This is a genomic window from Burkholderia sp. AU31652 (assembly GCF_002223155.1).
Classification (GTDB): Bacteria; Pseudomonadota; Gammaproteobacteria; order Burkholderiales; family Burkholderiaceae; genus Burkholderia.
Map to the genome: position 1 here is coordinate 289,332 of NZ_NKFG01000003.1, position 11,974 is coordinate 301,305.

Annotated in this window: 13 protein-coding genes and 1 tRNA gene; 10 read left to right on the top strand and 4 right to left on the bottom strand. The window is 67.7% G+C overall.

All coding sequences use genetic code 11. The features are described 5' to 3' along the window. Positions 1-62: 62 nt before the first annotated feature. Both CFB40_RS03905 and CFB40_RS03910 read left to right on the top strand, forming a co-directional pair. Positions 63-1,391 (top strand): aminotransferase class I/II-fold pyridoxal phosphate-dependent enzyme, encoded by a 1,329-nt coding sequence (locus CFB40_RS03905; RefSeq protein ID WP_089430658.1) that lies wholly within the window; start codon positions 63-65, stop codon positions 1,389-1,391. Then, positions 1,388-2,062, top strand: coding sequence for a GNAT family N-acetyltransferase (locus tag CFB40_RS03910; protein ID WP_089430659.1), 675 nt, complete (start codon positions 1,388-1,390; stop codon positions 2,060-2,062). Before CFB40_RS03905 ends, CFB40_RS03910 begins: the two co-directional genes overlap by 4 nt. Positions 2,063-2,206: 144 nt before the next feature. On the opposite strand, the gene cysC is transcribed toward CFB40_RS03910, so the two are convergent. The 3 genes from cysC to CFB40_RS03925 all read right to left on the bottom strand — a co-directional run bounded on the left by cysC (position 2,207) and on the right by CFB40_RS03925 (position 4,357). Then, positions 2,207-2,803 carry an adenylyl-sulfate kinase gene (cysC, locus tag CFB40_RS03915; RefSeq protein ID WP_089430660.1) on the bottom strand — a complete coding sequence of 199 codons (597 nt, stop codon included), beginning with the start codon at positions 2,801-2,803 and terminating at the stop codon, positions 2,207-2,209. A 169-nt stretch (positions 2,804-2,972) separates the two neighbouring features. Further along, positions 2,973-3,806, bottom strand: coding sequence for a class II glutamine amidotransferase (locus tag CFB40_RS03920; RefSeq protein WP_089430661.1), 834 nt, complete (start codon positions 3,804-3,806; stop codon positions 2,973-2,975). Between the two features lie 221 nt (positions 3,807-4,027). Further along, positions 4,028-4,357 carry a carboxymuconolactone decarboxylase family protein gene (locus CFB40_RS03925; protein WP_011351062.1) on the bottom strand — a complete coding sequence of 110 codons (330 nt, stop codon included), beginning with the start codon at positions 4,355-4,357 and terminating at the stop codon, positions 4,028-4,030. Positions 4,358-4,486: 129 nt separating this feature from the next. Here CFB40_RS03925 and CFB40_RS03930 point away from each other — a divergent pair, with 129 nt between their 5' ends. The 8 genes from CFB40_RS03930 to CFB40_RS03965 all read left to right on the top strand — a co-directional run bounded on the left by CFB40_RS03930 (position 4,487) and on the right by CFB40_RS03965 (position 11,725). Next, positions 4,487-5,434 carry a cupin domain-containing protein gene (locus CFB40_RS03930; protein ID WP_089424592.1) on the top strand — a complete coding sequence of 316 codons (948 nt, stop codon included), beginning with the start codon at positions 4,487-4,489 and terminating at the stop codon, positions 5,432-5,434. A 103-nt stretch (positions 5,435-5,537) separates the two neighbouring features. Next, a complete protein-coding gene (gene yiaA / locus CFB40_RS03935; protein WP_069249222.1) occupies positions 5,538-5,981 on the top strand; it encodes an inner membrane protein YiaA in 444 nt (147 codons plus the stop codon). A gap of 139 nt (positions 5,982-6,120) precedes the next feature. Continuing rightward, on the top strand, positions 6,121-7,185 hold the full coding sequence (locus CFB40_RS03940) for a glycosyltransferase (RefSeq protein ID WP_089431348.1): 1,065 nt from the start codon (positions 6,121-6,123) through the stop codon (positions 7,183-7,185). Between the two features lie 65 nt (positions 7,186-7,250). Next, a complete protein-coding gene (locus CFB40_RS03945) occupies positions 7,251-8,267 on the top strand; it encodes a hypothetical protein (protein WP_089430662.1) in 1,017 nt (338 codons plus the stop codon). Continuing rightward, positions 8,264-9,013: a hypothetical protein gene (locus tag CFB40_RS03950; RefSeq protein WP_089425853.1), complete on the top strand. Its 750-nt coding sequence runs from the start codon at positions 8,264-8,266 to the stop codon at positions 9,011-9,013. The genes CFB40_RS03945 and CFB40_RS03950 overlap by 4 nt, the downstream gene beginning before the upstream one ends. Next, positions 9,010-10,167 (top strand): hypothetical protein, encoded by a 1,158-nt coding sequence (locus tag CFB40_RS03955; RefSeq protein ID WP_089430663.1) that lies wholly within the window; start codon positions 9,010-9,012, stop codon positions 10,165-10,167. Before CFB40_RS03950 ends, CFB40_RS03955 begins: the two co-directional genes overlap by 4 nt. Further along, the gene (locus CFB40_RS03960) at positions 10,143-10,781 is read left to right on the top strand and encodes a phosphatase PAP2 family protein (protein WP_256976540.1); all 639 of its coding nucleotides are present in this window, start codon (positions 10,143-10,145) and stop codon (positions 10,779-10,781) included. The genes CFB40_RS03955 and CFB40_RS03960 overlap by 25 nt, the downstream gene beginning before the upstream one ends. After that, positions 10,778-11,725 carry a fatty acid desaturase family protein gene (locus CFB40_RS03965; protein WP_089430664.1) on the top strand — a complete coding sequence of 316 codons (948 nt, stop codon included), beginning with the start codon at positions 10,778-10,780 and terminating at the stop codon, positions 11,723-11,725. The genes CFB40_RS03960 and CFB40_RS03965 overlap by 4 nt, the downstream gene beginning before the upstream one ends. A 162-nt stretch (positions 11,726-11,887) precedes the next feature. Here CFB40_RS03965 and CFB40_RS03970 read toward each other — a convergent pair. Further along, a tRNA-Lys gene (locus CFB40_RS03970) sits at positions 11,888-11,964 on the bottom strand. Positions 11,965-11,974: the final 10 nt, after the last annotated feature.

Genomic DNA, 11,974 nt, shown 5'->3' on the forward strand with positions numbered 1-11,974 from the left:
CCACGCTTTTTCATGATGCGCGGCGTAACATAGCGCCTTTTCGAGATACAGCGAAGGAAGCAATGGCACTGGGAGAGCATCTTCGCCAGCAACTGGCGGCGAAAGCGCTGAAACGGCAACTGGAGCGCGCGACCGATGCGGCTGCGGCACCGGGCGTGCCCGGCACGCTGGCCGCGCAGACCGCATCGGCGCGCAGCCGCTTCGAATCGATGCCGCAGTATCAGCAGGTCCGGATCATGCGCGAGATGGGCGAGAAGCTGCGCGTCGACTCGCCGTTTTTCCGCGTGCATGAAGGCGTGGCCGGTGCGACGACGCAGATCGGCGGCCGCGAGTACCTGAACTTCGCGAACTACAACTACCTCGGCCTGGCCGGCGATCCGGCCGTGTCGTCGCGCGCGAAAGCCGCGATCGACCGTTACGGCACGTCGGCCTCCGCCAGCCGGATGGTCGCGGGCGAACGTCCGGTGCAGCGCGATCTCGAGCGCGCGCTGGCCGCGTTCTACGAGACCGACGATTGCGTCGCGTTCGTGAGCGGCCATGCGACGAACGTGACCGTGATCGGCGCGCTGTTCGGCCCGGGCGATCTGGTCGTGCACGATTCGCTCGCGCACAACAGCATCGTGCAGGGCGCGCAGCTGAGCGGCGCGAAGCGGCTGAGCTTCGCGCACAACGACTGGCAGGCGCTCGACGAACTGCTGTCGCGCGTGCGCCGCGAATACCGGCACGTGCTGATCGCGATCGAAGGGCTGTACAGCATGGACGGCGATTTCCCCGACCTGCAGCGTTTCGTCGACGTGAAGACGCGCCACGGCGCATTCCTGCTGGTCGACGAGGCGCATTCGCTCGGTGTGCTCGGCGCGACCGGCAAGGGCATCCGCGAGCACTGCGGCGTCGCGCCCGACCGGGTCGACATGTGGATGGGCACGATGAGCAAGACGCTGGCCGGCTGCGGCGGTTTCATCGCCGGCTGCCAGCCGCTGGTCGACATGCTGCGGCACCTGGCGCCGGGCTTTCTGTACAGCGTCGGGCTCGCGCCGACGCTCGCCGAAGCGTCGCTGGCCGCGCTCGAGCGTCTGCAGGCCGAGCCGGAGCGCGTCGCGCAACTGCAGGCGCGCGGGCGGCAGTTCCTGACCGAGGCGCGCGCCGCCGGGTTGAACACGGGCACGAGCGCCGGGTTCGCGGTCGTGCCGGTGATCACGGGGAGCTCGCTGAAAGCCGCGCAATGGGCCAATGCGATGTTCGACGAAGGGATCAACGTGCAGCCGATCTTCTATCCGGCCGTCGAGGAAAAGGCCGCGCGCCTGCGCTTCTTCATCTGCTCGACGCATGAGCCGGAGCAGATCAGCCGGACGGTCGCCGTGTTGTCGCGTCTCGCGGGGCGCAGCGCGTGACGCTGGCCGGTGCGTTCGCGCACGCGGTGCCGCGCGCCGGTGAGCGCGTGCGGTTTCGCGCGGCGGATGCGGATGATGCGGTTGCGTGCGGGCCGCTCGTGTTTGCGTCCGGCGTGGCCGAATTCGGGTTCTTTCTCGGCGAAAGCGATGCACGCGGCGTTGCGTTTTTGCAGCAGGCGTTTCGGTCGCGTTACGGGCGCTTCTCGTGGCGCCGGCATCGCGTCGCAGTCGCCGACGACGGCACCGTGCTCGCCGTGATGGCGATCCACGACGGACAGCAGACGATGTTCGACGATTTGCATGTCGTGTGGGCACTCTCGCGCTTTTTCGGCGTGCGCCGCACCATCGGCCAGTTGCTGCGCGGGCTGATCCTCGAAACGGAAATTCCGGCGCCGAAGCGTTCGCAGATCCTCGTCGCGCATTGCGCGACCGATGAGCGTCAGCGCGGCACGGGGATCTTCAGCGCACTGTTTCGCGATGCGCTGGACACCGGCGCATTGCCCGCCAACGGCAGCCGCGACGTCGTGCTCGACGTGCTGACGCGCAATGTGCGGGCCCGGGCGCTGTACGAGCGGTTGGGGTTCACTGCACTGCCGCGGCCGCGCGCCCGTTCGCGCCGGCTGCCCGCCGAACTCGATTCGATCCGGATGCGATTGTCGCGCCGCGCCTGACGGCGCGAGTGACAGCCCGCCGCGCTACTTGTGCCGCGGACTGAACGGCCGGCGGTGGGTATGTTGGTATCTTGTGCGAGCGTGGTTGCCATTCGCACGAACAGCACACCGACGCGCGTGGGATGACGTTCGATCGCGACGGCGTCAGCCGCCCAGCGGCAGTTTCCGGATGATCGCGTCCACACACTCCGAGGGACTTGCCTCGGCCGTCCTGACATGAACGTCAGGGGACTGCGGTGGCTCATAGACGGAATCGATGCCGGTAAATTGGCGAATCGCGCCTTGCCTTGCCAACGCATAGAGTCCCTTCGGGTCGCGAGCCTCTGCGACTTCGAGTGCAGTATCGACAAAGACCTCGATGAACGTACCGGCCGCAAAGCGCGCCCGCGCTTTGGCGCGCGCCTCCTGGAATGGTGAGATCAGCGCAGCGATGACGACGAATCCAGCATCCACAAGCAGCCTCGCCACCTCGGCGGTTCGCCGGATATTTTCATGGCGATCGGCATCGCTGAATCCGAGATCCCGGTTCAGCCCCTCGCGCAGGCGGTCGGCATCCAGCAGATAGGTGCGAAGTCCGCGGCCATCGAGGTGTTCCTGTAGCAAAGTCGCCAGCGTCGATTTGCCTGCGCCGGAGATACCGGTCAGCCACACCACGAAGGCGCGATCCTGTTTTCCGTCCGGACTGGTGGAGCAACCGTTCGTCGGCGTGGCGGGTGACAAATTCTTGAAATCCTGGGGCATTTCCGATGTGAGGTGCGGGCGACCGTGAAGTTGCATTCTTGGGTTCGGTTTACTCCTGGGGCGGATTGTAACGCGACGGAAAGTTTGTAATCCCTTCCTTTTTTAACGAATTGCTTCGTGCGCGTGTGTCTGATACCGCCGTCTCGATGCGGTCAACGGTATCAATGCGCTACTTGTGCCGCGGCCCGAACGGCCGCTGCTGCACATCGGCCCCCTGCGCAACGATCGCCGTGCTCTCCGGTACTTCCTCCCACGCGCCCCGCAAGTCGACGAGCGGCTCGGACACGACCATGAACGCGTCGTCGCCGGCTTCGGCGATGCGCGGGTTATGCGGATACAGCTCGTGCAGGTGCTTGAACGACGTACTGTGGAACAGCGAGCGCGACTGCCGTTCGCTCGAATAGCGCACCGCGATGATCCGTTCGCCGTCGGTCGCGCAGATCGTCATGTTGAGTGGGGCGGCCACGCGATGCCGCGCGGCGCTTTCCTCGACCACGCCGACCATCCGCTCGAGCGCCGGCAGCGGCGTCTGCTCGAGGCCGTAGGTCAGCGCAAGGCGGAACATCAGTTCGGAGTCGGTCGAGCCTTCGAGCGTCGGGAACAGCGCGGGATCGACCTTCATCGTCAGGTCGCGGCGCAGCTTGTGGAAATCGCGGATCAGCCCGTTGTGCGCGAACAGCCAGCGGCCGTGGCGGAACGGGTGGCAGTTGGTTTCCTGCACGGGGGTGTCGGTGGCCGCGCGGATGTGCGCGATGAACATCCGCGAGCGGATCGCGCGCGCGGCTTCGCGCAGGTTGCGGTCGTTCCACGCGGGATGCACGGAGCGGTAGCGGAACGGGAGTTCGTCGGGGCGCCCGTACCAGCCGATGCCGAAGCCGTCGCCGTTGGTGGTCGTCGCCCCCAGCTCTGAATGCAGGCTCTGGTCGATCAGCGAATGCTTCGCGCGGAACAGGACGGTCTCGAGATGAAGCGGATTACCCGTATAAGCGAGCCAGCGGCACATGGAGCGCTCCTTCACGATGGATCGTTCGCAGCATGGTAGCCGACTTCGCGGCGCATCCGTGCCTGGGCGCACGCGGCCGGTCATTCGGGCAGGTAGGCTGGCCAATCTTCATACATCGGGTGCTTCCCCGGATGCGCGATGCGCAAGCGCGCGGCCATGCAGCCCATGCGGCCAATGCGGCCGGGCGCCACCGCCTGACGGCGGCGCCGCGGCCGCCAGGTTCACTCGCCGAGCGCGTCCATCACCCGCGCCGAATAGACGAGCGCCGCACCCGCGTTCAGCGCAATCGCGACGCCGAGCGCTTCCGCCACTTCCTCCTTGGTCGCGCCATGCTTGGCCGCTTCCGCGGTGTGCACGGCGATACAGCCGTCGCAGCGCGTCGTGACGGCGACCGCGAGTGCGATCAGTTCGCGCGTCTTCGCGTCGAGATGGCCCGTCTTGGCGCCGGCGCCCGACAGCGCCTTGTAGCCGGCCAGCGTATCGGGCGACAGCTTGGCGATCTCGCCGATGCGCGTCGAGAGTTCCTTCCGGTATTCGTTCCAGTTCAGCATGATGCGTCCTTTCGAGTAGGGGTGAGGAGGGCGGCGGGGGCCGCGATCTCGGGCGATGCAGGGCTATTCTGATCGCTCGCGCTGAGGGTTTCGATACGCTAGAGTGTCAATTTTTAGCGCAATCGTCTCATGGACGCGTTGAGTCAACTCCTGTCGCTGGGCCGCAGCCATGTCGAGCTCGACGTGCGCTGCCTGCTCGACGGGCCGTTCGCGATGCCGCACGACCCGCTGCCGTCCGGCGAGGCGGCGTTTCACCTGGTGCTGGCCGGAACCTGCCGGCTGCGTACCGCGGACGGGCGCACGCTGCAGCTCGCCGACGGCGATTTCGTGCTGCTGCCCGCGGGGGGCGCGCACGACCTGCTCGACGCAGGGGCCGGCCGATCGCGGCCGGCTGCGGCGCTGCGTGAACAGGGCGCCGGCGGCGGCGCGGTGCTGCCGGTCAAGTCGAATCTCGATCCGGCCGAACCGGGCGGCGCGAGCGTGGACCTGCTGTGCGGGCGGTTCGTCTATGCGCGCGGCGCGGGCGAACTGCTGATGCGCACGCTGCCGCACGTGCTGCATGTCGGGTTGCGCGAGGCGTCGGGGTTCGCGCCGCTGCAACTGCTGACGAGCGTGCTGCGCACCGAGGCGTCGAACGGGCAGCCGGGCGCCGGCGCGATCGTGAACGCGCTCGGCCAGGCGCTGCTCGCGTACGCGTTGCGCGCATACGGGCGGGGTGCGCGCGTGTCGTCCGGCTGGCTGGCACTGGCGGCCGACGCGCGGCTCGGCCCGTCGGTCCAGGCCGTGCTGCAGGCGCCGGAAAAACCGTGGACGGTCGAGTCGCTCGGCGACGCCTCCGCGATGTCGCGCGCGACGTACGCACGCCATTTCCGCGAGCGGGCCGGGATGAGCGTCGGCGCGTTCGTCGCGCAGATCCGGATGATGCACGCGTGCGCGCTGCTGCAGGATACGCAGCGCGGGCAGGCGGAAATCGGTCAGGCGGTCGGCTACCAGTCCGAGGCTGCGTTCGGCAAGGCGTTTCGCGCGGTGCTCGGCACGACGCCGGGACGCTGGCGGCGGGCGCAGCGCGGCATGTAAGACTGCAAGCGACGCTGTCGTGGCACGCGCCAAAGCTGCTACCATGCGCGAAACGCAGTTCAACGAAAACGATTTCGAACAAAAAGAAAGAGAGGGCAAAGCAATGAACCAGACCACCATCCAGCAGCCGTCGTTCGCGTTCGTGGCCGCGTCGTGGGCCGCGCTGCTCGCCGGTTTCGCGGCATTCCTGATCGGTCTCTGGAACGCGGGCATGCAGCTCAACGAGAAGGGCTACTACTTCACCGTGCTGGTGTTCGGTCTCTATGCGGCAATCTCGCTGCAGAAGAGCGTCCGCGACCGCGCGGAAGGCATTCCCGTCACCGGCATCTACTACGGCCTCAGCTGGATCGCGCTGCTGCTGTCGATCGCGCTGCTGGTCGTCGGCCTCTTCAACGCGACGCTGCAGTTGAGCGAGAAGGGCTTCTACGCGATGTCGTTCGTGCTCGCGCTGTTCGGCTCGGTGGCCGTGCAGAAGAACACGCGTGACTTGCAGAACGCGAAGCCGCGCTATCCCGACGCCGAATCGGCACCGTCCGTCCAGGAGTGATGTCACGCGAAGCGGGCGCCTTCGAGGGCGCCCGTTTTGCGACGACGGTCGCGAGCGACCCGCATTCGCCGATGCGCGGCGGGCTCCCCGCCCATTCGTTTCATCCATGCCGGTGCGCATGACGATGGAGATATTCCGGATGCCAGACTTCACAGAAACCACGCGGCATACCCGCGCGGCTGCCCGTGCCGTGGCGGCGCGGGCCGCGCTCGTGCTGGAGACGAACAACCTGCGCGGCGGCGCGGGGCTCGTGCAGGCCGTCGACAGCCTGAAGCGCCTCGTCTCGGCGCTGTCGAAGCAGACCGTGCCACCCGCGGCACTCGCGCAATGGATCATCACGCATGACGGGCTGCCGGCCGATGCGTGCGCGGAGATCGCCGCGCTGGCCGGCCGCCCGATCGACTTCGTCGAGATCGGCGCAAGCACCGGCTACTACGATGCGAAGAACGACGGGTTCGACCGCGTCGACGCGGCCCGTTGCGACATCGTCGTGTTCGGCGATGCCGATTGCAGGCCGGCCGACGACTGGCTCGAGCACCTGCTCGCACCGTTCGCGCGCGAAGCCGACGATGCGCCCGTCGCGGTGGCGGGGCGCACCAGCTATGCGCCGAACGTGCTCGGCATCGCGCTGACGTCGATCGATTTCATGTATTTCCCGAGCCCGCTGCGTGACGGTGCGACACGCAATTTCTACGCGAACAACGTCGCGTTCCGGCGCGACGTGTTCGCGCAATTCCGCTACGAGCCGCTCGACGGCGTCTATCGCGCGCATTGCCAGGTGATGGGGCTGCGGATGCAGGCAGCCGGCGTGGCCGTCGAGTTCGCACCGGCCGCGCACACCGAACATCGGCTGCCGGACACGCAACGCGAATCGCTGAAGCTGCGCTGGATGCGCGGCGAGGACAGCGTCGGGCTGACGCCGTATCTCGTGAACGCGTACCTGCCGCGCGGCTGGCAGTGGCTCGGTCGCAGCGGCCCGCTCGGCCCGTTCTGCGTGATGGCGATGCGGCTCGGCTACAGCCTGCGTGCGCTGAATCACCAGCAGTTGCCGCAGCTTGGCGTCGTCCGCTATCTCGCGGCCGTCGGCGTTACGATCGCGGCGTCCGCCGTCGATACGCTCGGCGCACTCGCACGCGGTTTCGGTCTCGCCGGGCGTGCATCGGCCCGGCGCGATCTCGACGCGCTGTCCTATCACCGTCATTGAGCCGGCGCCGCGCATCACGCGCGGCCACGACACGCCGACACCCAGCATCCATCCTGACAACGACCATGCCCACGCTCGCCACCCGTGTTGCCTGCCTCGCCCTGTTTGCCGCCAGCGTTGGCGCCCATGCCGCGCCGGTCGACCATGCGGGGCGCGGGATCTACCACTTCGCATCGCAAAGCGGCTGCCCGTTCATGAACGCGGCAGCCGCGGACTGCAATCGCGTCGCGCTCGATGCGCCGGACGTTCACGCGAGCATCGATACCGATGCGCACGCGATCGTCTTCTCGAGCGATGCGACGCGCCGCACGAAGGACGTGCTCGGCGACGTGCTGCTGCAGGGCACGGGCGTCGACGGCGAAGGCCGGCGCGTGCCGCTGAGCGTGCACGTGCTGCTGCGTCGCGACGGCGCGAAATGGGACCGCGACGTGTATGTCCATGCGCCCGTGCACGGCACGTTCACGGAGGTCCGGATCGATCCGTATCGCGTGCGGGTGAAGGAGGGTGAGGGCGAGCGCGACGTGCTCACGCCGGACGAAACGCTGGCACTGTTCGCGCATCCGTCGCTGGCATCGCGTCTCGCGCGGCATCTCGTGAAGGTGAGCGCGACCGATCCGAAGCAGCCGTTCGCGGACGACATCACGATTGGGCTCGGCGTCGGCGGACTGACGAAGTCGGTCGCGCGTGCGAGCTTTGCATCGAACGCGCCGCACGATGCCGACGTCGATCGCGCACTCGCATCCGGCACGTGGACGATTCGCTTCGATGCACTGAGCAATCACATTCCGGTGTGGGTCGCCCGGCGCGAGCTGTTCCTGTTCGGCCTGGACGGCAGCGCGCTGGTGAAGGACATGCTTACGCGCGGCTTCAGGAAGAACGACCGGATCGAGTTCGGTGCGCGTGACGGTAATGGCTATCTGCGCGTCAACGGCCGCGAGGAAGCATTTGCGGGTGCAGCCGCATCCGCGCACGCGTTCATGCAGGAAAGCTTCATCGGCCTGATCCTCGGATGGCGTCGCGATCCGGCTGGCGCCGCGGCGGCTGCGACGAAATCCGCGTCTGCACGAGGCGAGCCGGCATGAGCGCGGCAGGCGAACTGCCGGCGTCGCCGCAGGCAGCGCACGATGCACGCTTCGATTGTCTCGAGGCGCCCGTGCCGCGCGGGGCGGCGCGGGTGCGCGCGTACCTCGTCGATCGCCTCAAGCGGGCGGCGATCCGGCAGTTGCATCGCAGTGTGCATGGCGAGCGCTGGGTGCTGCGCATGTACCTGATCGGCGAGGAAGCGACCGAGTGCGCGTTGCACGAGGACTGGACCGGACAGCCGCCGGACTGGCTTGCACCGCGGATCGAGCAGCACCTCGCGGACGAGCGTCGCCACGCAGCGGCGTTCGCCGATGCGCTGCGCGAGCGCGGCGTCGCGCCGTCGACTGCACCGCATGAGCCCGACTGGTTGAGCCGGCGCAAGATCATGCGATGGCGCCGGCTTGCGCAGCGTCATGCACCGCATTTCTCGCAAGGCGTGCTCGTGCCGGCCTATGCGACGGGCCTGTGCGCGGAACAGATGGCGATGCGCGTGCTCGCGCGTCACTGCGCGACGATCGGCGATGCCCATCCGTTGTACCCGCTGCTCTCGCGCGTGCTCGCCGACGAGACGCGGCATGTCCGGCTCTGCTCGGACACGCTGCGCCGTCTGGTTGCGCCGTCCGAGGCAGCGCATCTCGCCGCGTTGCTAAACGAGATCCGCGCGATCGAGGCCGGTTTCGGCGTGACGGGCGCGCTGGCGATGGTCGCGGCCGGCTGGTTCCAGTCGCTTCGTCCGCGCGCATGATGCCGCGGATCGTCTATCTCGCGACGGCCGACGCACGCGGCCACCTGATGCGCGCGCAACTGCTCGTGCATGCGCTGCGTGCGGCCGGCGCCCAGGTCGACGTGCTGACGACATCCGATGCGGGGCAGGCGTTCCTGGCTGCGTTCGACATCGACGCGGCCGTGCTGTCCCGTCACTACGCGGTGCAGTTCGACGAACGACAGAACATGCTGCGCGACGCGACCGATCGCAATGTCGCGCACTACGTGTTCAGGCCGACGCGCATGCTGCGAGACATCGCGCGGCTGCGTGCGATCGTCCGCGATGCCGATCTCGTGGTCAACGACTCGTTTCATCCGGCGCTGCTGTTCATGGGGGCGATGCCGGGCTGGCGGCGCCGCATCGTCCACGTGTATGGCGGCAGCCTGCGCCGCGCGTTGACCGAGAATTTCGATGCACGGCTGCCGCGCGCACTGGCGCGTGCATTTGCACGGATCGTCGACTGGCAAATCGATTCGGCGCGGTGCTGCATCGAACACGACTTTGCGTACGATGCCGCCGATGCCGTCCGGCGATCGTGCGCGCATTACCGTCTGCCGACGCCGGTGCCGATCGTCGCCGGGCAACCCGCTTCGGAACCGGCTGCAGCCGCCATTTATCTGAACCCGCACTTTCGCGATATCGCGCTCGCCGATGCGTTGTCCGCCGGCATGCGCGACGCGGGGCTCGCCGCCCATCGTGTCGGCGAGGGCTATGCCGGACACGACGGCTGGACCGGGGTCGACGCCGACTGGGTGACGCGCGCCGCCCATGCACCGCTGATCGTGTCGGCGCCCGGCATGGCTGCGCTGTCGATCGCACGCGTGTATCACCGCCCGATCCTGCTTGTTCAGTCAGACCAGCCCGAGCAGGCGAGCAACGCCGCGCGCGCCGCGCAACTGCAACTCCTGCATCGCGTCGTCACGTGGCGCGGCGATGCGGGCGCGTTCCGGCGGGACGTCGGGCAGGCTGCAGCCGAACTGATGCGCCATCCCGGTACGCAGGCAGGAACGATCGCCGGCCGCGAGCATGCGCGTGCGCGCGTCGACGCGTGGACGTCGCGCCTCCTCGCGCTGCGTTCGCATGTGCAGGTGGCCGATGCGGATACGCGATGCGAGGCGCCGGCACCACGATGAATTCGCTGTCGCTTCGAGACGATCGCCGGCCCGATATCCGGCAGATGCTGGCCGCGACGTTCGGCATGGCAGCCGGCCTCGCGATCTTCTTTCTGCTGGAGCGTAGCGTCACGCCGCGCTACGTGTTTGCCACGTCGATCGATGCGCGGATTCCGTTCATCGCATGGTCGTGGTTCGTCTATGTCGGCTTCTTTCCGTTCGTGATTGCGCTTGCCGCGTATGCGCGGCCGCTTGCGTTCGCCGCATTCAAGGAGGCCGTGTTGATCGCGTTCGTGCTCGGTGTCGTGTGCTTCCTGCTGTTTCCGGAAGCCGTGCCGCGGCCCGACGTCGCGGAGATCGGCAATACGTTCGTACGCCACCGTCTCGCGCGCATGTGGCAGCTCGATCTCGCGGCCAATGGCTTTCCGAGCCTGCATGTCGCTGTAACGTGCCTCGCCTGCCGGATGCTGGTGGATCGGCGACGGCTCGTGACTGTGGCGGTCGGCCTGCTGATCTGCGCGTCGACGCTGACGCTCAAGCAGCATACGGTTGTCGACGTGCTGGGTGGCGTGGCGCTCGCGATGGTCAGTGCGCTCTGGGTCGAGCGGCGATCGCTGCGCGGGAGGCTCGCGTGACGGATGCCCATGTTCATCATGCCGGGCCGGATGCCGAGCTTGCGCGGTTCGTGCCCGATCCCGCGCTGTTTCGCGTGAGCGCGTTGCGTGTGGGCGCAGCGTTGGCAGGCGACTGGCTGATGATTGCCGTCGCGTTCGCGGTTGCAATCGCGTTTGCGCATCCGCTCGTGTACGCGTTGGCCGCGATCGTGATCGCGCGCAGCCAGCTTGCGCTCGCGGTCATGATGCACGAAGGCGCGCATGGTCTGCTGGCGCGGAACCGGCGCGTCAACGATGCGCTGGGCCAACTGTTCGCGGCCGGCCCGCTATGGCTGTCGCTGCGGACGTATCGTGCCGGCCATCTGAAGCACCATCGCGCACCGATGGCGGCGGACGATCCCGTCGCGCTGCTGTTCGGCGTGCACGACTATCCGGTGACGCGCCGGCGGCTGATCGGCCGCCTGCTCGCGTACGCATGCGGGATCGGCTACGTGACGAGTGTCGTGAAGCTCGCCCGCGGCGAGTTCGCGCATGCGTTGCCGAAGGTCGGGAAGTCGCGCGCGTACGCCGCGTGGGAAGTCGCGTCGATGCTGGCCGGCAACGGTGTGCTGTTCGGCGCGCTCGCATGGGCCGGGCATCCGCTGCTGTACGTCACGTTGTGGATCGTGCCGTCCGTCACGCTGCTGCCGCTGGCCGGGCAGGTGCGCGCGATCTTCGAGCATGCGGGGCTGCCGGCCGCTGCCGACCAGAGCCGCAACGCGCGCACGATCGTCCGGCGTTCGTGGCAGACGTTCCTGTTCGGCCCGCACGCGATTCATTTTCATATCGAACATCACCTGTTCGCGCGGATGCCTTTCCATCACCTGCCGGTCGTGCATCGGCAGCTTGCGCAGCGGCAGTTGCTGCCCGACGGCAATCTGTACACGGGATATGGTGGCGTGCTGCGCGACGTGAGCGTGCGCTGACGCACGGGCGGGGCAGGGTGCGTGCGCTGTCTGGTGGCGGAGTGGAGAGAGTGCGGCCGAGTGTGTCGCAGACATCACCGGGATGCCGCGCTTCGATACGGATGCGGCAGACGCAAAAAAGCCTCCGCTTGGGAGGCTTTAATTTGCACTATCAAAGATAGTTGGTAGGGTGGGAGGGACTCGAACCCTCGACTCTCTGATTAAAAGTCAGATACTCTAACCAACTGAGTTACCACCCCACGTTCTTGA